This is a genomic window from Massilia agilis, from assembly GCF_024756255.1.
Taxonomy (GTDB): Bacteria; Pseudomonadota; Gammaproteobacteria; order Burkholderiales; family Burkholderiaceae_D; genus Telluria; species Telluria agilis.
In genome coordinates this window covers 121,860-143,474 of the sequence record NZ_JANUHB010000006.1, presented here as the reverse complement: position 1 = coordinate 143,474, position 21,615 = coordinate 121,860, and the positions used below count along the sequence as shown (strand labels likewise).

The following is a 21,615-nucleotide window of genomic DNA, read 5'->3' as shown; positions in this document are numbered from 1 at the left end:
CGCGCCATGCCTATCACCTTGCGCGAATCCTATGACGTGATCGTCGCCGGCAGCGGCCCCGGTGGCGCCAGCACCGCGCGCGAGCTGGCGCGGCGTGGCCTGCGCGTGCTGGTCCTGGAGCAGGGCAGCGCGGCGCCGCTTGCCGGCACGCTGGCGCAGATGGCCGCCATCGCGGCCGTGCCGGGACGCGGCGCGTTCTTCCACAGCGACGCCTCGCTGATGGTCAGCGGGATCACGGCGGGCGGCAGTTCGGCGATCAACTTCGCCACCGCCGCGCCGCCGCCCGCGGCCATGTTCGCGGCCCACGGCATCGACCTGGCGAGCGCGCTGGCCGAACTGTCCGCCGAACTGCCGATGGCGCCGCTGCCGGACAACCTGGTCGGTCCCATGGCCACGCGCATGATGCAGGCCGCGCAGTCGCTCTCGCTCCCCTGGCGCAAGCTGGACAAGATGATCCGCCCGCAAAGCTGCCGCAGCGGCTGCTGGCGCTGCGTGTACGGCTGCCCGTTCGGCGCCAAGTGGACGGCGCGCGACCTGCTGGACGAGGCCTGCGCGCACGGGGCGCAGGTGGCGGACCGCGCGCAGGTACAGCGGGTGCTGGTCGAGGGCGGCCGTGCGGCCGGGGTCGAAGCCACCATCGGCGGCCGGCCGCGCACGATCAGGGCGCCGCTGGTGGTGCTCTCGGGCGGCGGCGTGGGCAGCCCGCGCATTTTGCACCGCTCCGGGCTGGGCCCGCGCCGCGCGCCGTTCTTCAGCGATCCGGTGGTGGCGGTGATGGGCATGGTGGACGACATCGACGGCGGCGCCGAAGTGCCGATGGCGGCCGGGATGGTGCTGCACGACGAGGGCATATCGCTGGCCGACCTGACCCTGCCGCGCCCGATGTACCAGGCGTTCGCGGCCCAGGTGGGCCGGCTGGACCGGCTGTTTTCGCACCGCCGCACCTTGAGCATGATGGTCAAGATCCGCGACGAGATCGGCGGCGCGGTCGGCCCGCGCTGGGTCAGCAAGCGGCTGGGGGAGCCTGAGCGCGAGCGCTTCGCACGCGGCATTGCGCTGGCGGGCGACATCCTGCGCCAGGCCGGCGCGCGCGGCATCTTCAAGACCTGGCACTTCGCCGCGCACCCGGGCGGCAGCGTGCGTATCGGGCACGGTGTGGACAGCGACCTGCGCACGGCCACCGCCGGCCTGTACGTGTGCGACGCCTCGGTGATCCCGGACCCGTGGGGCCTGCCGCCCACGCTCACCCTGCTATGCCTGGGCAAGCGCCTGGGCCAGCACCTCAGTAGTGGGGCGGCCGCTCGTTGACCGGCTGCTGCCCGGCTTCCTGCAGGTTGCGCACGTGGTCGGCCAGCTTGGCCAGCATCGCCTCGAGCTGGTCGATGCGGCGGCCTTGCTGGTAAATGGTCTGGTTCAGCGTCTCGACCAGGTCTTCCTGGTGCGCGAGCTTGATTTCGATATCGACAAAGCGGTCTTCGTGATCCACGGTGCTCTTCCTGGCTGCAAAGTGCGCATTATGCCAGCCGGCGCGTCAAGCCCCGGTCCAGGGCGTGTAGTCGATGCCGTTCTGGATCGTGCCGATGACCTGGGCCTGGTTCTCCGGGCTTTCGCTGAACATGGCCAGCACTTCCGCGCGCGAGGCCTTGTGCACGTTGTCGAGCCACCACTGGTAGCCCGCGCCCTCGGGCTCGCGGTGCAGGACGTGGTGGTAGAGCTGGGTGACGAAGTACTCGTCCGACGGGTCCTTCATGTACAGGTCCACCGCTTCCTTGTTGGCCAGCACCAGGCCGGATACCTGGTTCAGCGTGTAGCCGTGGTCCATGGCGTTGAGCCAGTAGGCGTAGCCGCCGGCGTCCGGGGTGCGGTCGAACGCGGCCTGGTACATGCGGTACACCTTGCCGGCGGCGCCGTCGATGTCCAGCGCCAGCCACTTGCCGTCGCTGAACTGGACGCGCTCGACGTTGATGAGCGTGTCGTGCCCGCCGTTGCCGACGTTGTCGGTCACGGAATAGCCCCACACTTCCTTCTTGACGATAAAGTTGGCGCGCGGTGCGGCGTACACGGCGGTGTCCAGGCCCGCGTTGCCGTCGATGGCATTGTCGCCAGCGCCGGGCTTGAAGGTGTTGGCGCCGGCGTCACCGTTCACGTTGAGCGCACTGTTGATCGAGAACGTCACGCGGTTTGCCGAACTGGTGGCGTTGTCCGCGGCGTCCACCGACACCACGGCCAAGGTGAAGTCGCCGTTGGGCAGCGGGCCGGCATTGTTGATGTACCAGCTGCCATCGGCGCCGACGGTGGTGCGCGCCACCTCGGTCCCGTCGGTCACGCGCACCAGCTGGATGATGGTCCCGGACTCGCCGCTGCCCACGAAAGTCGGCCGGTTGCTGCCGGGGTCGAGGAAGATGCCGCCGGTTGGCATGTCGGGCGCGTGGCCGTCAATGTTGAAGTAGATGGTATCGCTGTGCAGCGAGACGTTTCCCGCGGTATCGGTGGCAGTGGCGTAGGCCCACAGGTTCAGGCCATCGGGGAATGGCGCCGTGGTCACGCTCCACAGGCCGTTGGCGTCCACCTTGGCGGTACCGACCACGTTGCCTGCGTAATACAGGTTGATGGTCGAGTTTGGCTCGGCCATGCCGGTCACCAGCGGCGTGCTGCCCAGCGCATAGCCATTGGCGTTCTTGGCCACGCTCAGCGTCGGCGCCGCCGGCGGCGTGGTGTCGGCCGCAACCTGGGCGCGCTGCACGCTGTTGTCGCCCAGGAACTTGAGGTATTCGACCGAGGTCAGGGTGTCGGTGCCCTCGTAGGCCGAGCCGGCGACCACCAGCGCGCCGCTCTCCAGCTGCGAGATCCGGTAGTCGCTGCGGCTGCCTTTGAACACCACGGTGTCGGTGCCGTCGCCGCCGTTGATCTGGTCGTTGCCGCCATCGCCTTCCAGCGTGTCGTCATAGGGCGTGCCGGTCAGTACATCGTTGCCGTTGGTGCCGGTGATGTAGCGCGCGCCGGTGGTCGAATTGATGCCCAGCGCCCCGCGCAGGCCGTCGCCGCCGTACAGCCAGTTCAGCGCCGCGATGTCGTACTGGTTGTAGTGCTGGTAGGTGCCACCGGCCTCGGTGTACGCCATCAGCGTGTTGGCCGTGTTGTCCTGCGAGTCCGGCAGGACGATGGTGCCGGGCGGGTCGTCGGGCTGCAGGAAGGGATGCTTGAGCCCGAGCGCATGGCCCAGCTCGTGCAGCAGGGTCTGGTAGCCGGGCAGGCCCGGGGTCAGGTCGCGGTTCTGCGCATAGAACTCGTTGTTGTCGAGATAGATGTAGGCCGTTGCGTCGTACTTCAGCTCGCCGGTGGCGTCGGGGCCATAGGTGCTGTGCCAGCTGCACAGGCCGGTCGTGTACGAGTTGTCGGTGATGTCGATATTGCAGAAGTGCAGTTGCGCGTCGCCACTGGCCGTTTCCGTGAACGTGATGCCGGTGATCTTTTGCAGCTCGGCCAGGGCATAGCGCACCCAGCCCTGCTGCGCGGCGCTGAAGGCTTGCTGGCCGCTCCTGCCGTCCTCGTTGCCGGCGGTGACCGAGAAGGTGTACAGCAGCGTGTTGCCGGCAGGGGTCAGGAAGTTCCAGTCCGGCCCTTGGTCGAGCAGCGCGTCGATGTAGTTGTAGCCGGACAGCGGGGTGTTGAGGTCGTTGACGGTTGGCATTCTTATGATCTTCGTTCGATGGCGACAGGAATTCTTTCCGTGACGATGTCACTCGTGGGAAAGTATTTCTTGCACGTCACGAAGTCAAATAAGAGTTTCAATCGTGCGCGGGTCTTGCAAATTAGCCATGGTGAACACGCAACATCCGGGGCATATGTGCGTTTCCTAACCGACACTTCGCCCGTTTGATCACTCGGGCGTGGGTACTTTCGGGGTGTTGAGCAGCGCCTTCAGGTTGGCCAGGCGCTCCTTCGGGCTGAGTACTTCGTGCTCCTTGGGCGGCGCATCGCCGACGTCGAGCGCCATCTCCTTGATGAAGCGCGATACGTCGCAGTGCACCAGCTCGCCCGCGCGCTTGCGCTTCTTGCACCAGGTGATATGCAGCGTGCGCTGGGCGCGCGTGATGCCCACGTACATCAGCCGCCGCTCCTCCTGGATGCGCGCGGCGATGAACTCGACCGAATCGTCCGGGTCGCCCTTGTGCGGCAGGATGCCCTCCTCGCAGCCGACCAGGTACACGTGCGGGTACTCCAGGCCCTTGGATGCGTGCAGGGTGGACATGCGCACCGCGTCCGGCTCCTCGTCCTGGCCTTCGAGCATCGACATCAACGCCACCATCTGGGTCAGCTCGAGCAGGTTCTTTTCCTCGCCGCTGCGGTCGCGCCCGCCCATGCCGCGCTCCTTGAGCCAGTTGGTGAACTCGAGCACGTTTTGCCATTTGCTTTCGGCGGCGCGGTCGTCGAAATTCTCGTACAGGTAGTGCTCGTAGTTGATCTCTTTCATCATGTCGTCGAGCACTGCCGCAGCGTTCTCGCCGCTACCGGACGGGCCCGGCCGGCTGGCGCGCGATTCCAGCGCGATGATGAAGTTGCAGAACTGGCGCAGCGGGATCAGCTGGCGGTCGGCCAGCTTGGCTTCGATGCCGCCCTTCATCGCCGCCTCGAACAGCGAGCAATTCCACTGCAGCGAGAATTCGCCCAGCGCCTCGAGCGTGGCCATGCCCACGCCGCGCTTGGGCGTGGTGATGGCACGGATGAAAGCGGGGTCGTCGCCTTCGTTGGCGATCAGGCGCAGGTAGGCGATGATGTCCTTGATCTCGGCCTTGTCGAAGAAGCTCTGGCCGCCCGAGATCGTGTACGGGATGCGCTCCTTGCGCAGCGCCTGCTCGATCACGCGCGCCTGGTGGTTGCCGCGGTACAGGATCGCGTAGTCCGACCACTTGTTCTTGCGCTGGAAGCGTTCGGACGAAATCATCATCGCCACCTGGTCGGCTTCCTGCTCGTCGTTCTGCATCGCCAGCACCTTGATCGGCTCGCCCAGGCCGTGCTCGGACCACAGCGATTTTTCGAACAGCTTGGGGTTGTTCGAGATGACCGCGTTGGCCGCCTGCAAAATGCGCGTGGTGGACCGGTAGTTCTGCTCGAGCTTGATGACCCGCAGGTCCGGAAAATCGGTCTGCAGCGTCTTCAGGTTCTCCACAGAGGCGCCGCGCCAGGCGTAGATGGCCTGGTCGTCATCGCCCACGGCGGTGAACATGGGCTTCTTGCCCAGGCCCGTGACCATCAGCTTGACCAGCTCGTACTGGCAGGTGTTGGTGTCCTGGTACTCGTCCATGAGCAGGTAGCGCAGGCGGCGCTGCCAGCGGTCGCGGATCGATTCGTTGTTGCGAAACAGCTCCACCGGCAGCCGGATCAGGTCGTCGAAGTCCACCGCCTGGTAGGCCTGCAGCGTGGCCACGTAGCTGCGGTACACGCGGGCCGACATCGCCTCGTCCTCGTCGCGCGCGTTCCTGATGGCGTCTTCCGGATCGACCAGGCCGTTCTTCCACAGGCTGATCGCGTTCTGGATGCGGCGGATTTCCTGCTTGTCCGTGGTCACGGCCAGGTCGGACACGACGGTGTAGCAGTCGTCGCTGTCCATGATCGAGAAGCGGTCCTTGAGCCCCACGCCGGCCGCCTCCTGGCGCAGGATCTTCACGCCCAGCGAGTGGAAGGTCGACACCGTCAGCTGCTTGGCCTGCTTGGGCTGCTTGAGCAGCTTGGCCACCCGCTCCTGCATTTCCAGCGCGGCCTTGTTGGTGAAGGTGAGCGCGGCAATGTTGCGCGGGTCGTAGCCGCAGTGCTCGACCATGTACACGATCTTCTGCGTGATCACGCGCGTCTTGCCCGAGCCGGCGCCGGCCAGCACCAGGCAGGGGCCGTCGAGATAGAGCACGGCTTCGCTCTGCGGACCGTTCAGGCCGAATTTTGGTGCGTTGGACATGGGAAACAATTTGACGGGGACAGCAGGGGATTGTAACGAAGCTTTTGCCGTCGCGCCAAAGTGGACAGGAGGTATACTCGGCAGATTGGCGCTTTTGGCAATGGAGAGACTGCGATGAAACGACTGGTGTGCCTGCTCGCTGCCCTGGCGGTGGCGCCGCTTGCCTGGTGCGGCGAGGTACAGGTGGCGGTCGCCTCCAATTTCACCGCGCCGATGCAGAAAATCGCCGCCGAATTCGCGCGCGACACCGGACACAAGGCCGTGCTGGCATTCGGCGCGACCGGCACCTTTTACGCGCAGGTCAGCAACGGCGCGCCGTTTGAGCTGCTGCTCGCGGCCGACGAAGAAACCCCGGCGCGGCTGGAGCGCGAGCACCTTGCCGTGCCCGGCACGCGCTTCACCTACGCCATCGGCAAGCTGGTGCTGTGGTCGGCGCGCACGGGCCTGGTTGACGCCGAGGGCCGCGTGCTCGCGTCCGGCAACTTCCGGCACCTGGCGATCGCCAATCCCAAAACCGCCCCGTACGGCGCGGCGGCGGTGGCCACGCTCCAGCGGCTGGGGCTGTTCGACACCGTGCAGCCACGGCTGGTGCAGGGCGAAAACATCGCGCAGGCGCACCAGTTCGTCGCCACCGGCAACGCCGAGCTCGGCTTCGTCGCACTCTCCCAGGTGTACCGCGACGGCAAACTGACGGCGGGATCGGGATGGATCGTCCCGCCGCGGCTGCATGCGCCGATCCGCCAGGATGCGGTGGTACTCGCCAAAGGCCAGGCCAACCCGGCCGCGAAGGCGCTGGCCGCCTACCTGAAGTCGGACAAGGTGCGCGCGATCATCGCATCGTTCGGCTACGACTGAATGCAGGTGCTGGCCGACCCCGCCCCCATCTGGCTGACGCTCAAGCTCGCGTCCGTCGTCACGGTGCTGCTGCTGGTGCTGGGCACGCCGATTGCGTGGTGGCTGGCGCGCACGCGCTCGCGCATGAAAGGCGTGGTGGGCGCGGTGGTCGCCCTGCCGCTGGTGCTGCCGCCGACCGTGCTCGGCTTCTATCTCCTGCTCGCCCTCGGCCCCAGCGGACCCGTGGGACGCCTGACCGAGTCGCTCGGGCTGGGCGTGCTGCCGTTCACCTTTGCCGGGCTGGTGGTGGGCTCGCTGTTCTATTCGATGCCGTTCGTGGTCCAGCCCTTGCAGAACGCATTCGAGGCCATCGGCGAACGGCCGCTGGAAGTGGCAGCCACCTTGCGCGCCAGTCCCTGGGATACGTTCTGGTCGGTGGCGGTGCCGCTCGCGCGTCCCGGCTTTTTCACCGCCGCCATCCTCGGCTTTGCGCACACGGTCGGCGAGTTCGGCATGGTGCTCATGATCGGCGGGAACATCCCGGGCAAGACCCGCGTGGTGTCGGTGCAGATCTACGACCATGTGGAAGCGATGGAGTACGCACAAGCGCATTGGCTGGCCGCCGGCATGCTCGCCTTCAGCTTTGCGGTGCTGCTGGCGCTGTACGCGTTCAACGCGAAAAACCAGGTGGGCGGCGCGCGATGAGCACGATTCGCGCCCGGCTTAACATCGAACGCGACGGCTTTTCGCTGGCGGTCGATCTGGCCTTGCCGGGACAGGGCGTGACGGCGCTGTTCGGCCACTCGGGCGCCGGCAAGACGACCGTGCTGCGCGCCATCGCCGGGCTCGAGCGCGCGCCAGGCGGCTTCGTCGCGTTCGACGACGAGACCTGGCAGGACGAGGCGCGCGGCGTGTTCGTGCCGCCGCATTGCCGCGCGCTCGGGTACGTGTTCCAGGAAGCGAGCCTGTTCCCGCACCTGTCCGTGCGCGCCAACCTGGAGTTCGGCCAGAAGCGGGTGCCGGCGCGCGAACGCCGCGTCGACCTGGCCCAGGTGGCCGGGCTGTTCGGGCTGAGCGAGCTCCTGGCGCGGCGCCCGCAGCACCTGTCCGGCGGCGAACGGCAACGCGCGGCGATCGCCAGGGCGCTGCTGGCCTCGCCGCGGCTGCTGCTGATGGACGAACCGCTGGCGTCGCTGGACCAGCAGCGCAAGCGCGAGATCCTGCCCTACCTGGAACGCATGCACGATGCGCTGTCGATCCCGATCATCTACGTGAGCCATTCGGCGGACGAGGTGGCGCGCCTGGCCGACCACATCGTGCTGCTGCAGGCCGGGCGGGTAGTGGCCAGCGGCACGCTGACCGAGACGCTGGCCCGCACCGACCTGCCGGGCGCTTTCGGCGACGACGCCGGCGTGGTGTTCGAGACGGTGCTCGCCGCGCACGAGGAAGACGAGCTGTCGCGCCTCACCTTCGACGGCGGCAGCCTGTACGTGGCCCGCCGCCGCGAAGCGCTGGGCAGCCGCCTGCGCTGCCGCATCCACGCGCGCGACGTCAGCCTGGCGCTGGAGCGTCCGCGCGCGACCAGCATCGTCAACGTGCTGCCGGCGCTGGTGACCGCGACCGCCGCCACCGACACGCCGGGCCACGCGCTGGTGCAGATGCGCATCGGCTCGGCCCCGCTGCTGGCGCGCATTACCGAGCGTTCGCGCCGCGAGCTGGGCATCGTCCCCGGCATGCAGGTCTGGGCACAGGTGAAGGGCGTGGCCCTGCTCAACTGACGCTGCGCGTCAGAGAAAACGCGCCGCGTATTGGCCGAACAGGTCTTCGATGTGCGGCGCGTAGCGCGCCAGTTCGGACTGGGCGGCCGGCGACTGCCAGTCGTCCTTCCAGGTGATGGTCTCGCGCGAGGCCACCTGCGCCGTGCCGATCGCGGCGCCGTCGCGGCGGTAGTCGCACACGACGCCCCAGGGGAAGTCGCGGCGGTATCCCTTGCGCGCGTTGCCCAGACCAAAATCGACAAGCACACGCTCGTCGATCACGCACGCCGCATGGCCCTCGACCTGCCCCGGTTTGGCGTAGCCGGGCGCGCCGAGCAGGTAATTGCCGCGCTCCTGCACCACTTCGGCATAACAGCTCACGATGCGGGCCTGGTGGCCATGGGCGGCGGCGATACGGTGCACCAGCGAGGCCATCAGGAAGCACACGCTGCCGAAATTGTGCAGGTACAGCCAGCCAAGATCGTAGATGCGGTCGTACAGCAGGCGGCCGAACGCGCCCAGCTGCGGGTCGGCTGAGGCGATGAGCAGCTGCTGGCCGCGCAGGTCTTCGCGCACGATGAACAGGCTGTCGAAGGTGCGGCCGTACTCGTCCAGCAGTGCCAGGAAATCGGGAGTGGGGCAGACCTCGCCCAGTTCGCCAAAACCGACGAGCCGGGCCTGCGCCATCAGCTCCAGGTGCGCCAGCACCTCTTCGCGCGCATGCGGCAAGCCGGCGGCAATCCTGTCCACGTCGAGCGGCAGGCCGGCGGCAATGTCGTTGCCAAGCTTGAGGAACAGGTCATACCCAACCAGCGAAGCGGTCAGCGGAATATGCGTAACCACCCAGTTGCGTACCTGCGCCACGCTTTGCAGCATGGGAACGACTCGTTGTATTTGCATCTTAGACAACGGAAGAGACCTAGACACCCAGAGTGTGGCAGTTGCGGCGGTGACTTGCTATGCAAGGAATGTTTTTAACTGTAAAAAAGTGTTACAGGCGCGCTGGCACGGGGACGGTGCCATGGGTTACCATCGTCTCTTCGCCGCCACAGCGGCGGCCATGCGAGACCTGCCCCATGAAATTTGAACACCTCATCGTAATCAACGATCCGCTCAATCCGCTGATCGACACCATCACCCGTGAGCAGCTGTGGCGCGGGCTGGTGCTGCGCGCCGAGTCCCCCAAGATGTTCGTGCCGCACCTGGACGAATGCACGATCAGCGAACGCGAGGCGGGCAGCTTTGCGCGCCGCCTGCGCTACGGCGAGCTGGAAATCCGCGACCGCGTGCTGCTCACGCCGCTGCAAGAGGTGCGGGTGGAGGTGCCGGCGCAGGGCGAGATCGCCGCGTCCACGCTGAGCATGACGATCGAGGCGCCATCCGAAGGCGTGCTGTTCGTGCGCTTCCGTTACGACGACGGGCTCGGCGAGGCGCGCGACGACGTGAGCAAGATGTACGACGAATTCAAGAAGTCGGCCTACCAGGAGTCGGACCTCGATACGGTGCGCATCGTGCGCCAGCTGGCGGCGGAAGGGAAGCTGGACACCAGCTTGCTGAACTGACCCGGTAGGGTGGGCAGGTTTCCTGCCCACGCGTTCAGACCCAGCCGGATGAGCCCGTCGGCTCGCCCCGGCCCGCATGTGCTGCTTGAACGCGTGGGCAGGAGAACCTGCCCACCCTACGTGTTACGTTCCCGGTTCCGAGTCGGCGGCGTCGGTCTCGCTGGCGCCGCGCTCGATGTTCGCGGCCAGGTCGCGCAACGCCGTGCGTACGCCTTCCTCGATCACCGGGTGGTAGAACGGCATCTCCAGCATCTGCCCCACTGTCATGCGCGACTGGCAGGCCCAGGCCAGCAGGTGCGCCAGGTGCTCGCCGCGCGGCGCCGCCATTTCCGCCCCCAGAAAACGGCCGGTGCCGTATTCGCCGTACACTCGCAGTAACCCCCGGTTTTGCAGCATGACGCGGCTGCGGCCCTGGTTCTCGAACGAGACCTGGCCCACCGCGAACTTGGGCTTGCCCGGCGCCGACAGCGCGCGCCAGCTGGCGCCCAGCGTAGCGATGTTCGGTTCGGTGAAGGCGATGACCAGCGGCGTGCGCCGCAGGCCGGGACGCACGTCCGGGTAGCGGCCGGCGTTGTCGCCGGCGATCTTGCCGTGGTCGGCGGCCTCGGGCAGAACCGGGCGCTCGTTGTTGGCGTCGCCGGCAATGAAGACATGGCTGGCGCCGCACTGCATCGTCAGCGGGTCGAACACGGGAATGCCGTCGGTGCCGCGGGCCAGGCCCGTGTGTTCCAGGCCGATGCCGTGCACGTTGGGCGTGCGGCCGCTGGCCATCAGCACGTACTGGAAGCGCTCGGTCGTTTGCGTGCCCGATGCGTGGCGCACCGTCAGCGCCACCTGCTCGCCGTCCTGTACCGCGCCCACCACCTCGGTTTGAAAGCGCAGGTCGATTTCCTCGCGCAGGACGCGTGCGGCGGCCTGCACCACGGCCGGATCGGTCAGCTGCGCCACCCGCTCGCCGCGCGCAAACACGGCCACGCGCACGCCCAGCCGCGCCAGCGCCTGGCCCAGTTCCAGTCCGATCACGCCGCTGCCGATCACCGCCACCGAGGCCGGCAGGTCATCCCAGTAGAACACGTCGTCGCTGGTGATGATGCCGGGGCCGACGCCTTCGAGCTGGGGCAGGCGCACCGGGGTGGAGCCGGTCGCGATCACGACGCGGCGGCAAGCGACCTCGGTGTGGTCGTCGACCACCAGCGTGTTGGGCCCGGTGAAGCGCGCGTGGCCACGCAGCTTGTCCTCGGCCGGCATGTGCTCCACGCTGTCGAGCACAAAGCCGACGAAGCGGTCGCGCTCGCGCCGCACACGCTCCATCACGGCGCGGCCGTCGATGCGGGGCTCGCCCGCATGCACGCCAAAGCCGCTGGCGGCCTGCAGCATGTGCGCCGCTTCGCTGGCCGCAATCAGCAGCTTGCTCGGCATGCAGCCCACGCGCGCGCAGGTGGTGCCGTAAGGTCCGCTCTCGATCATCACCGTGCTTGCGCCCTGCGCCTTGGCGGCACGGTAGGCGGACAGGCCCGCGGTGCCGGAGCCGATCACGGCCACGTCCACGCTCAGTTTGTTCATGTTGTTCTCCCGTTCTGCTCGAAGGCCAAGATACGCCATTTTCCGCAGGCTTGCCGGAGAGGGTCAGATATCGAGGGGATCGACCTCGAGCGACCAGCGCACGCGCGTCTTCATCGCGCGCAGGTCGGCCATCCATGCCTTGAGAAAAGCCTGCAGCGCAGGGCGCGAGCTCGATTCCACGAGCAGCTGGGCGCGCTCCATGTTGTGCACGCGCGTCATCGTCATGGGGATCGGGTCGTTGATGAAGACCGCTTCACTCACCAGCAGTTCGCGTGCCGATTCCAGGAAGCCGATGGCGTCGGCCAGCTGGCGGGCTTCGGCGCGCAGCAGCGCCTGGTACATGAAGGGCGGCAGCGCCGCCTGCTTGCGTTCGGCCAGCAGCGACCCGGCGAAACGCTCATAGTCGTGGTTGACCACGGCCGCGTACAAGGGATCGGTCGCGTAGCGGGTCTGGATCAGCACTTCCGATTCGCTGGCGCCCTCGCCACGGCCGGCGCGCCCGGCGCGGCCGGCCACCTGCATCAGCTGCGCGAACAGGCGCTCGCTGGCGCGGTAGTCCTGCGAGAACAGCGCGGTGTCGGGATTGAGCACGCCGACCAGCGTGAGCTTCTTGAAGTCGTGGCCCTTGGCGACCATCTGCGTGCCGACCAGGATATCCACCTCGCCGCGGTGCACGCTGTCGAACGCGGCCTGGGCGCTGCCCTTGCGGCGCGTGGAGTCGGCGTCGATGCGCAGGATGCGCGCCTCCGGGAACATGGCCTGCAGGCCTTCCTCCACGCGCTGGGTGCCGCGCCCGAGCGGTTGCAGGTCCACGTTTCCGCAGTCCGGGCAGGCGCGCGGGATGCGCAGCTCCAGGCTGCAGTGGTGGCAGCGCAGCCGGTGCTCGGGCTTGTGCAGCACCATGAACGAGCTGCAGCGCGTGCAGTTGCTGATCCAGCCGCAGGCTTCGCAGGTGATCACGGGCGCGTAGCCGCGCCGGTTCAGGAACAGCAGCGACTGCTCGCCGCGCTCCATGCGCTGGCGCAGCGCCGCCACCAGCTGGCTGGAAAGGCCCTCGCGCGGGCGGTCACGCTCGGTGTCCACCAGGCGCACGCGCGGCAGCACCGCGTCCTTGACGGCGCGCTCGCGCAGCTCCAGCTTGCGGTAGCGGCCCGACTGCGCGTGGTGCCAGGTCTCCAGCGACGGCGTGGCCGAGCCCAGCACGATCGGGATGCCCAGCTGGTGCGCGCGCCACACCGCAAGGTCGCGCGCCGAATAGCGCAGCCCTTCCTGCTGCTTGTACGACGGGTCGTGCTCTTCGTCGATGACGATGAGCCTGAGCCTGGGGAGCGAAGCCAGGATCGCAAGGCGCGTGCCGAGCACGATGCGCGCCCTGCCCTCGTGCGCGGCGAGCCAGTGCAGCATGCGCTCGCCTTCGGCCAGGCTGCTGTGCAGCGTGGCGACCATCACGCCCGGAAAACGCGCGCGGATGTTCCCTTCGAGCTGGGGCGTGAGGTTGATCTCGGGGACCATGACCAGGATCTGCGCGTCGGGTTCGCGCGCCAGCACCTGGGCGCAGGCCTGCAGGTACACCTCGGTCTTGCCGCTGCCGGTGACGCCATACAGCAGCATCGGCGCGAAGCCCTGGGCGCTGCCGATGGCATCGGCCGCAAGCTGCTGGGCCGGGTTCAGCACCGGCATGCCGGCGGGCGCGGGGTCGTGCACGGCTTCCTGCTTCGCCAGCTTCTTGATGGCGCGGTCGAGCGGCACCGTGGTGCCCACGCGCAGGTTCTTGGGCAGGCCGGGCAAGGCCACCTCGCCCAGCGGGCGCTGGTAGTAGTCTGCGGCGAACTGCGCCAGCGCCAGCCAGGTTGGCGACAGCGGCGCCAGCTGGGTGCGCACGGCGATCGCGTCCTTCAGTTTTTCGGGCGGCACGTCGGATTCGCGCTTGACCGCGACGATCAGGCCCACCGCCTCGCGCCGTCCGAAGTCCACCAGTGCCAGCTGGCCGACCTGCGGCTCCTCGCCGGGAGCGCATGGCCAGCGGTAGTCGAACCAGCTGTCGAGCGGCGTATCCAGGGCGACTTGTAGGATGCAGTAGGACAATCTAGGCCTTGCTGGCGGTGGTTGTGGAAAACTTTGTGGACAATGGGGGCTTGACCCGCGATGAAGTTTACGTTAGCTCAAGATTGGATTTGCTCGCGTGCAAATTCTAGAGCGATTTTTCCTTTGTTATCAATGAGTTGGCATCATCCCCGCGCCAGGCTCACGATTTGCTGCTTGCCGCCCAATCGTTGTGCATAAGTGAGCCCGGGCAGTGCATAAAATATATCGCAACGCAGCAGAAAGCTCATCCAACACTTCAAGTTTCGCTGTAAACCCCGGTAAACGAAGGACTTTTTGGTCGAATCGACAAGCCCCTGTTGATAACTTTGTGAACAAAACACCGAAAACTTCTTCGGATCCGAGGATGCCGCAAGCAAATCTGGCTAGAGGAAAACCTCTAAAACAAAAAACCCTTGCAGATTCAATCGCTTACAGCACCCAACGATCACTGGACATTTCCACAGCAACTTTTCTTGCATTTGTGCAACGTGTGAACAAGTGTGAGTTTCACACTGTGAACATGAGGCCGGTTCAGGCCGCGCGCTGGCGCCGGCTGACGTCGTGGACCGCCTCGACCATGGCGCTCACCGACTCCGGCGGCGTGAACTGCGAAATGCCGTGGCCCAGGTTGAACACGTGCCCGTGCCCGGCCGAAGGGGTGCCGTAGGCGGTGAGCGAGCGCTCCACTTCGGCACGGATCTGCTCCGGCTGCGCGAACAGGATCGCGGGGTCCAGGTTGCCCTGCAGGGCGACGCGGTCGCCGACCAGCGCGCGCGCGCGGCCCAGGTTGACGGTCCAGTCCAGCCCCAGCGCGTCGGCGCCGATGCCCGCCATCTCGTCCAGCCACAGGCCGCCGCCCTTGGTGAACACGATCGCCGGAATGCGCACGCCGTCCTTCTCGCGCTGCAGCTGGCTGACCACCTGCTGCATGTAGCGCAGCGAGAACTCCTGGTAGGCCCCGTCGGCCAGCGCCCCGCCCCACGAGTCGAAGATCATCACGGCCTGCGCGCCGGCGTCGATCTGGGCGTTCAGGTAAGTGGCCACGGCCTGGGCGTTGATGTCGAGGACGCGGTGCATCAGGTCCGGGCGCGAATACAGCATCTTTTTAATGGTGTGGAATTCGCGCGAGCCGCCGCCTTCGACCATGTAGCAGGCCAGCGTCCACGGGCTGCCGGAAAAGCCGATCAGCGGCACGCGGCCATTCAGTTCGGTGCGGATCTGGGTGACGGCCTTGAACACGTAGTCGAGCGAGGCCATGTCCGGCACCGCGAGCGCGTTCACCTGTTCTTCGGTGCGCACCGAGCGCTCGAACTTGGGACCTTCGCCCTCGGCGAAGTACAGGCCCAGGCCCATCGCATCGGGCACGGTCAGGATGTCCGAGAACAGGATCGCCGCATCCAGCGGATAGCGGTCGATCGGCTGCAGCGTCACCTCGGTGGCATAGTCGGGATTGGTGGCCAGCCCCATGAACGACCCGGCCTTGGCCCGCGTTGCGCGGTACTCCGGCAGGTAGCGCCCGGCCTGCCGCATCAGCCACACCGGGGTGTAGTCGGTCGGCTGGCGCAGCAGGGCGCGCAGGAAGGTGTCGTTCTTGAGCGGGGCGAATTGTGGCATGGCAGACAATAAAAGGCGTGGGGAAAGCAGCTATTATCGCATCCCCGGACGCGCACTTATAATGCAGTTCCAGCCAACCGATTTCGCCCCTTCCCATGACCGCCCCGAACCGCAAACAGGCCGCGCCGTGCGGCACCTGGAGTTCCCCGATCACCGCCCATGTCGTTGCCGCCGGCGCCGCGCCACTGTCGCAGGTCATGCTCGACGGCGCCGACGTGTACTGGCTGGCGGGCCGCGCCAGCGAAGGCGGCCGCAACACGCTGCTGCGCCAGCGCGCAGGCACCGTGGAAGAGGTCACGCCCGCGCCCTTCAACGTGCGCACCCGCGTGCACGAATACGGCGGCGGCGCGTTTGCCGTCGCCGGCGGTGGCGTGTGGTTCTCGCATTACGCCGACAGCTGCCTGTACCGCATCGGCGAGGACGGCGAGCCGGCACCGATCTGCGCCGGCGGCACGCTGCGCTACGCCGACTTCGTGGCCGACGCGGCCCGCAAGCGCCTGGTCGGCGTGCGCGAGGATCACTCGCCCGGGCACGCCTATCCGGTCAATACGATCTGTGCGATCGGCTTTGACGGCCGCGAGACCGTGCTCGTGGACGGCAACGATTTCTACGCCGCGCCGCGCATCTCGCCCGACGGGCGGCAGCTGGCCTGGCTGTGCTGGGACCACCCGCGCATGCCGTGGCAGGGCACCGAGCTGTGGGTGGCCGACATCGCGGGCGACGGCAGCCTGCTCAACGGGCGGCTGGTTGCGGGCGGACCAAGCGAGTCGATCTGCCAGCCGGAGTGGTCGCCGTCCGGCGTGCTGCACTTCGTGTCGGACCGCACCGGCTGGTGGAACCTGTACCGCTTCGACGATGGCGTGGTGGCCGCGCTGTGCCCGCGCGAAGCCGAATTCGGCGGCCCGCACTGGACCTTCGGCGGCGCGATGTACGGCTTTCGCTCCGCGTCCGAAATCATCTGCACCTATATCGAACAGGGCGTGAGCAAGCTGGCGCGCCTGGCCAATGGCCAGCTGACCCCGATCGACAATCCCTACCAGGAGATCCGCGAACTGCGCGTCTGCGGCGATACGCTGGCGATCCTGGGCGGCGCGCCGACCATTGCGCTGGAACTTGCGCGCATCGACCTTGCCGGCGGCAAGCGCGAGGTGCTGGCGCGCTCCATCGCCAACGTGCCCGATGCAGGCTACCTGTCGGTGCCGCGCACCATCAGCTACCCCAGCGCGAACGGCCGCACCGCGCACGCATTCTTCTACCCGCCGGCCAATGCCGACTTTGAACCGGCCGCCGGCGAACGGCCGCCGCTGATCGTGATCGGGCACGGCGGCCCGACCGGCATGGCCACCAGCACCCTGAAACTGGCCACCCAGTTCTGGACCAGCCGCGGCATCGCGGTGCTGGACGTGAACTACGGCGGCAGCACCGGCTTTGGCCGTGCCTATCGCGATGCGCTGCAGGGCCAGTGGGGTGTGATCGATGTGGAGGATTGCGTGGCCGGCGCGCGTTACCTGGCCGACCAGCAACTGGTGGACCGCGAACGGCTGGTCATTCGCGGCGGCAGCGCGGGCGGGCTCACGACGCTGTGCGCGCTTACCTTCCACGACGTGTTCAAGGCCGGCGCCAGCTACTACGGCGTGTCCGACCTGGCGGGGCTGGACGCGGACTCGCACAAGTTCGAGTCGCACTACAACGAGTACCTGATCGCGCCCAAAGCACGGGCCGATGCGGTGTACGCCGAACGTTCGCCGATCCACCACACCGACAAGCTCAAGCGCCCGATGATCTTCTTCCAGGGCCTGGACGACAAGGTGGTGCCGCCGCAGCAGTCGGAGGTGATGGTGCAGGCGCTGCGCACACGCGGCGTGCCGGTGGCGTACATCACGCTCGAAGGCGAGGGACACGGTTTCCGCAAGGCCGACAGCATCGTGCGCACGCTCGAGGCCGAGCTGTACTTCTACCTGCGCATCTTCGGCATTCCCATCCCGCAGGGCCTGGCGCCGGTGGCGATCGAGAACCTGGCTGCATGAGCACAAGGGAGGCGTTCGAGGCCTGCAGCGCGCGGCAGAAAAACATCCTTGCCTTGCTCGCCCTGTCCGGCGAGCCGATGGGCAGGAGCCGCCTGTTCAGCCACATCACTTCGCTTGACGCCTTCGCCTCGGAAGAAGACCTTGCCGCGGACCTGGCGCGGCTGCAGGAACTGGGCCTTGCAACCATGGTGACGGGCCGCGGCGTGGTCGCGGCGCCGGACGCGACCTGGCCGGCGATCGAACAGGTGCTCAGGGAGCGCAGGCTGGACGAGTTCCGCGAGGTGTACGCCCAGATGATGCCGCTGCGGCTGGACTGGCAGGGCACGCCGATGCTGCGCAGTTACCGGCAAGGGCTGGCCTTGCTACGCCTGGCGCTGGTCGGCGGCGAGGGGCCAAAGATCGTGGGTCCGCTGCTGGCCGCGTGCCTGCGCTGCCATGAGGCCGCCTACCTGCACCCGCTGGTGGAGATCTGCGCCCGGCCGTTCGAACCGGCGCTGCTCGACCGCATCAACCCGGTCCTGCGCGACGACGTGCTGGCCGTCCTCGTCAAGAACGTCCAGCGCGAACCGGCCGCCGCACCGGCCATCCGCGAGCATGCCATCGACTACGTGGCGCAGGGCGGCGCCTCCATGGCGCTGCGGGTGGCGCTGGCCGAGCAGCTGCTGCTGTGCGCTCGCCTCACGGAGATGGAAGCCCTGCTGCACGACCTGGACGATTCGGCCGACCTGCTCTTTCGCGGCCTGCTACTCCTGCTGCGCGACGAGCTCGACCCCGCGCTGGACACGCTGGACAAGGCGCTCAAGGCGCTGCGCCGCGAGACCGGCAAGCGCAAGGCCATCTTCGAAGGCATCGGCGGCCACCTGTACGCGACGGCCATGATGAGGAGCGGCGCGGCCAAACACCAGAAGGCGCTGGACGCCTACCTCGACACAGCCACGCGCGCGGTGCAAAGCCACGACACGGCGGTGTACCAGCAGCTGTCGATGCTGCGCCAGATCCGCGGCGGCATGGTCGACGCCGAGGTGCTCGCCTCGCGCAACTGGGAAAGCGCGCTGCAGCCGTTCATGTTCCGCGCCCTGCTGCATTTCTGGCTTGGCGTGCCGCTGTCCGCCGAGCGACGGGCGCAGGCCGAACAGAACATCGAACTGGCGCGGCAGGCGGGCTTCGACTTCGTTGCGGCGCAACTGGCATCGGTGCTGGGCGGCCTTGGCGCGGTGGGCCGCGAGCGCGAGGCGATCGAGCTGCGCCAGCGGCACCGCTTTTCGGATATGGCGCTGTGGTTCGAGCGCGAGCAGCCGTGGGAACGCCAGCTCAACGCGCTCATCAGCCTGCAGGCCGAGACCCCGGCCGCCCCGGCGGAGCAGGAATCGCGGCTGGTGTGGCTGATCGCCTACGACTCACACCTGGGCGTGCGCGACATCGAACCGCGCGAGCAGAAGCGCGACGCACAGGGCAACTGGACACGCGGGCGCGCCCTGGGCCTGAAGCGCCTGGTCGAAGAGGCGGCCACGCTCGACTTTTTGACCGCGCAGGACATGCAGGCAGCCAGCGCCATCGGCGGTTACCGCTACTACGGCAGCGGCGTGCGCTACGAGTTCGACCTGGACAAGGCGCTGGCCGCGCTGGCCGGCCACCCGCTGCTGTTCTGGATGGACGCGCCGGGCACGCGGGTGGAGCTGCTGCCGGGCGAACCGGAGCTCCTGGTCAAGGCCGGGCACGGCAAGGTCACGATCACGCTGCAGCCGCCGCTGCGCGAGCAGCGCGGCGAGGTCGTCATCACGCGCGAGACGCCCACGCGCCTGCGCATCGTGCGCATCAAGGAAGAGCACCGGCGCATCGCAGCCATCGTCGGCGATGGCCTGGTGGTGCCGCTGGAAGCCGAACGGCAGGTGCTGAAAGCCATCGGCGCGGTGTCGTCCATCGTGACGGTGCAGTCCGACATCGGCAGCAGCGCGGCGGACATTGAACAGGTGGAGGCCGACGCACGCCTGCACGTGCACCTGCTGCCCTACCAGCAGGGCCTGCGCATGCAGGTGCTGGTGCGCCCGCTGCCCGACGCCGGCCCCTACTACCGGCCGGGCGAAGGCGCCGAAAGCGTGATCGCCGACGTATCCGGCGTGCGCCTGGAAGCGCGGCGCGACCTGAACGGCGAGCGCGACGCCGAACGCGCGCTGGTCGGCAGCTGCCACGCGCTCGAACATGCCGAATTCGAACACGGAGAATGGCTGCTGGCCCAGCCGCTGCGCTGCCTGGAACTGCTGGCCGAGCTGCAGGAGCTGGACGCCGGCAAGGTCGTGGTGGCGTGGCCGGACGGCCAGTCGTTCAAGGTCAGCAAGCGGGTCGAGGCCAAGTCGGTGCGCATCAACATCAAGCGCGACAAGGACTGGTTCGCGGCCGAGGGCAGCCTGGTGGTGGACGAGAACAAGGTGCTGGACCTGCGTGCCCTGCTCAAGCGCCTGCGCGAAGGCGACGGCCGCTTTGTCGCTTTGGGCGAGAACGAGTTCGTGGCGTTGTCGGCCGAGCTGCACCGGCGCCTGATGGACCTGGCCGGCTTTGGCGAACTGAAAGGCGACGGCGTGCGCGTGCATGCGCTGGCCAGCTTTGCGCTGGAAGAACTGGCGCGCGAGGCTGGCAGCGTCAAGACCGACAAGGCATGGCGCGAGCACCTGTCGCGCATGCAGGAGATCGAGACCTTCGTGCCCAGGCTGCCGGGCACGCTGCAGGCCGAGCTGCGCGACTACCAGCTCGACGGCTTCAACTGGCTCGCCCGGCTGGCGCACTGGGGCGTGGGCGCGTGCCTGGCCGACGACATGGGACTTGGCAAGACGCTGCAGGCGCTGGCCCTGATCCTGTCGCGCGCGCCGGAGGGCCCGGTACTGGTGGTTGCGCCCACCTCGGTGTGCACCAACTGGATCGCCGAAGCGGCGCGCTTTGCGCCCACGCTGAACGTGAAGCTGTTCGGCCCGGGCGAGCGCGCGCCGATGCTGGAGGACGCCGGCCCATTCGACCTGATCGTGGCCAGCTACGGCCTGCTGCAGCTGGAAGCGCCGCTGTTTGCGAACAAGCACTGGCACACCATCGTGCTGGACGAAGCACAGGCCATCAAGAATGCGAACACGCAGCGCTCGAAAGCGGTGATGGCGCTGCAGGGTGACTTTCGCATGGTCGCCACCGGCACGCCGCTGGAAAACCACCTGGGCGAGCTGTGGAACCTGTTCAGGTTCATCAACCCCGGCCTGCTGGGCACGGCCGACCAGTTCCAGCTGCGCTTTGCCGGCCCCATCGAAAAAGCACAGGATAAGCGGGCCGAAAGCAGCGCCCGCGCGCGCCTGCGGCGCCTGACCCAGCCGTTCATCCTGCGCCGCACCAAGGCACAGGTCTTGGCCGAGCTGCCGCCGCGCACCGAGATCGTGCTGCCGGTCGAGCTGTCGGAGCAGGAGCGGGCGCTGTACGAATCGCTGCGGCGCGAGGCGCTGGACAAGCTGGCTTCGCTTGAAGCGCCGCAAAGCCAGAAGGCGATCGCGATCCTGGCCGAGATGATGAAGCTGCGCCGTGCCTGCTGCAATCCGGAGCTGGCCGCGCCCGGCCTTGGCATCGCCAGCAGCAAGCTGGCCGCATTCGCGCACCTGCTCGACGACCTGCTCGAGAACCATCACAAGGTGCTGGTGTTCAGCCAGTTCGTCGATCACCTGTCGCTGATCCGCAAGCACCTGGACGAGCGCGGCATCGCGTACCAGTACCTCGATGGCGCAACGCCCATGCAGGAGCGCAAGCGGCGCGTGGACGCATTCCAGGCCGGCGATGGCGACGTGTTCCTGATCAGTTTGAAAGCCGGCGGCGTGGGCATCAACCTCACCGCGGCCGATTATGTGATCCACATGGACCCGTGGTGGAACCCCGCGGTCGAAGACCAGGCCTCGGACCGCGCGCACCGCATGGGCCAGCAGCGTCCCGTCACCATCTACCGGCTGGTCGCGCGCGGCACGATCGAGGAAGGCATCGTCGAACTGCACCAGCACAAACGCGAGCTGGCCGACAGCCTGCTGGAAGGGACCGACGCGGCAGCGCGCATGTCGCCGCAGGACATGCTGGCGATGCTTGGCCAGGGCCTGGCACGCTGACCTGGCCGGCCCCGGTGCTGGCGCGGCGGCGCGTTCCATGTGATCATGCGGTTTTTGCGGACCCGGCAGTTCTGGGCTCCGCGCGTAACTACAAGGCCG

General features: G+C 67.7%; 14 protein-coding genes. 7 read left to right on the top strand and 7 right to left on the bottom strand.

The window, feature by feature from the left end; all coding sequences use genetic code 11:
• Positions 1-6 precede the first annotated feature (6 nt).
• Positions 7-1,308: an FAD-dependent oxidoreductase gene (locus NX774_RS20830; RefSeq protein WP_258824205.1), complete on the top strand. Its 1,302-nt coding sequence runs from the start codon at positions 7-9 to the stop codon at positions 1,306-1,308.
• On the opposite strand, the gene NX774_RS20825 is transcribed toward NX774_RS20830, so the two are convergent.
• The 3 genes from NX774_RS20825 to NX774_RS20815 all read right to left on the bottom strand — a co-directional run bounded on the left by NX774_RS20825 (position 1,283) and on the right by NX774_RS20815 (position 5,953).
• Complete coding sequence (locus NX774_RS20825) at positions 1,283-1,486, bottom strand: SlyX family protein (RefSeq protein WP_258824204.1); 204 nt, start codon at positions 1,484-1,486, stop codon at positions 1,283-1,285. The two genes, NX774_RS20830 and NX774_RS20825, sit on opposite strands and share 26 nt — an antisense overlap.
• Positions 1,487-1,531: 45 nt before the next feature.
• Positions 1,532-3,691, bottom strand: a complete 2,160-nt coding sequence (locus NX774_RS20820; RefSeq protein ID WP_258824203.1) for a DUF4214 domain-containing protein — start codon at positions 3,689-3,691, stop codon at positions 1,532-1,534.
• A 189-nt stretch (positions 3,692-3,880) separates the two neighbouring features.
• The gene (locus NX774_RS20815; RefSeq protein WP_258824202.1) at positions 3,881-5,953 is read right to left on the bottom strand and encodes a UvrD-helicase domain-containing protein; all 2,073 of its coding nucleotides are present in this window, start codon (positions 5,951-5,953) and stop codon (positions 3,881-3,883) included.
• A 114-nt stretch (positions 5,954-6,067) separates the two neighbouring features.
• On the opposite strand from NX774_RS20815, the gene modA reads away from it, so the two are divergent.
• Genes modA through modC form a run of 3 tightly spaced genes read left to right on the top strand, consistent with a single transcriptional unit; the run spans position 6,068 to position 8,565 of the window.
• A complete protein-coding gene (modA, locus tag NX774_RS20810; RefSeq protein ID WP_258824201.1) occupies positions 6,068-6,808 on the top strand; it encodes a molybdate ABC transporter substrate-binding protein in 741 nt (246 codons plus the stop codon).
• On the top strand, positions 6,809-7,492 hold the full coding sequence (modB, locus tag NX774_RS20805; RefSeq protein WP_258824200.1) for a molybdate ABC transporter permease subunit: 684 nt from the start codon (positions 6,809-6,811) through the stop codon (positions 7,490-7,492).
• Positions 7,489-8,565 (top strand): molybdenum ABC transporter ATP-binding protein, encoded by a 1,077-nt coding sequence (modC, locus tag NX774_RS20800; protein ID WP_258824199.1) that lies wholly within the window; start codon positions 7,489-7,491, stop codon positions 8,563-8,565. Before modB ends, modC begins: the two co-directional genes overlap by 4 nt.
• A gap of 9 nt (positions 8,566-8,574) precedes the next feature.
• On the opposite strand, the gene NX774_RS20795 is transcribed toward modC, so the two are convergent.
• The gene (locus NX774_RS20795; RefSeq protein WP_258824198.1) at positions 8,575-9,420 is read right to left on the bottom strand and encodes a hypothetical protein; all 846 of its coding nucleotides are present in this window, start codon (positions 9,418-9,420) and stop codon (positions 8,575-8,577) included.
• Positions 9,421-9,620: 200 nt separating this feature from the next.
• On the opposite strand from NX774_RS20795, the gene NX774_RS20790 reads away from it, so the two are divergent.
• Positions 9,621-10,106, top strand: a complete 486-nt coding sequence (locus NX774_RS20790) for an SRPBCC family protein (RefSeq protein ID WP_258824197.1) — start codon at positions 9,621-9,623, stop codon at positions 10,104-10,106.
• Positions 10,107-10,229: 123 nt separating this feature from the next.
• On the opposite strand, the gene NX774_RS20785 is transcribed toward NX774_RS20790, so the two are convergent.
• The 3 genes from NX774_RS20785 to hemE form a co-directional block, all read right to left on the bottom strand.
• Positions 10,230-11,669, bottom strand: a complete 1,440-nt coding sequence (locus NX774_RS20785; RefSeq protein WP_258824196.1) for a dihydrolipoyl dehydrogenase — start codon at positions 11,667-11,669, stop codon at positions 10,230-10,232.
• A gap of 63 nt (positions 11,670-11,732) precedes the next feature.
• On the bottom strand, positions 11,733-13,754 hold the full coding sequence (locus NX774_RS20780) for a primosomal protein N' (protein ID WP_258824195.1): 2,022 nt from the start codon (positions 13,752-13,754) through the stop codon (positions 11,733-11,735).
• A 531-nt stretch (positions 13,755-14,285) separates the two neighbouring features.
• Positions 14,286-15,368 (bottom strand): uroporphyrinogen decarboxylase, encoded by a 1,083-nt coding sequence (gene hemE / locus NX774_RS20775; protein WP_258824194.1) that lies wholly within the window; start codon positions 15,366-15,368, stop codon positions 14,286-14,288.
• Between the two features lie 95 nt (positions 15,369-15,463).
• Between hemE and NX774_RS20770 the strand changes: the two genes are divergently transcribed.
• Positions 15,464-17,395, top strand: coding sequence for a dipeptidyl-peptidase 5 (locus NX774_RS20770; protein ID WP_258824193.1), 1,932 nt, complete (start codon positions 15,464-15,466; stop codon positions 17,393-17,395).
• Entirely contained in the window at positions 17,392-21,516 is a 4,125-nt protein-coding gene (locus NX774_RS20765; RefSeq protein ID WP_258824192.1) for a DEAD/DEAH box helicase, read from the top strand. Before NX774_RS20770 ends, NX774_RS20765 begins: the two co-directional genes overlap by 4 nt.
• The last annotated feature ends 99 nt before the right edge of the window (positions 21,517-21,615 follow it).

Excerpts from the sequence above, each read along its gene's own strand:
- NX774_RS20830 (WP_258824205.1), top strand. The coding sequence starts at position 7 with ATGCCTATCACCTTGCGCGAATCCTATGACGTGATCGTCGCCGGCAGC.
- NX774_RS20820 (WP_258824203.1), bottom strand. The coding sequence starts at position 3,691 with ATGCCAACCGTCAACGACCTCAACACCCCGCTGTCCGGCTACAACTAC.
- NX774_RS20815 (WP_258824202.1), bottom strand. The coding sequence starts at position 5,953 with ATGTCCAACGCACCAAAATTCGGCCTGAACGGTCCGCAGAGCGAAGCC.
- modA (WP_258824201.1), top strand. The coding sequence starts at position 6,068 with ATGAAACGACTGGTGTGCCTGCTCGCTGCCCTGGCGGTGGCGCCGCTT.
- modB (WP_258824200.1), top strand. The coding sequence starts at position 6,809 with ATGCAGGTGCTGGCCGACCCCGCCCCCATCTGGCTGACGCTCAAGCTC.
- modC (WP_258824199.1), top strand. The coding sequence starts at position 7,489 with ATGAGCACGATTCGCGCCCGGCTTAACATCGAACGCGACGGCTTTTCG.
- NX774_RS20795 (WP_258824198.1), bottom strand. The coding sequence starts at position 9,420 with ATGCTGCAAAGCGTGGCGCAGGTACGCAACTGGGTGGTTACGCATATT.
- NX774_RS20790 (WP_258824197.1), top strand. The coding sequence starts at position 9,621 with ATGAAATTTGAACACCTCATCGTAATCAACGATCCGCTCAATCCGCTG.
- NX774_RS20785 (WP_258824196.1), bottom strand. The coding sequence starts at position 11,669 with ATGAACAAACTGAGCGTGGACGTGGCCGTGATCGGCTCCGGCACCGCG.
- hemE (WP_258824194.1), bottom strand. The coding sequence starts at position 15,368 with ATGCCACAATTCGCCCCGCTCAAGAACGACACCTTCCTGCGCGCCCTG.
- NX774_RS20770 (WP_258824193.1), top strand. The coding sequence starts at position 15,464 with ATGACCGCCCCGAACCGCAAACAGGCCGCGCCGTGCGGCACCTGGAGT.
- NX774_RS20765 (WP_258824192.1), top strand. The coding sequence starts at position 17,392 with ATGAGCACAAGGGAGGCGTTCGAGGCCTGCAGCGCGCGGCAGAAAAAC.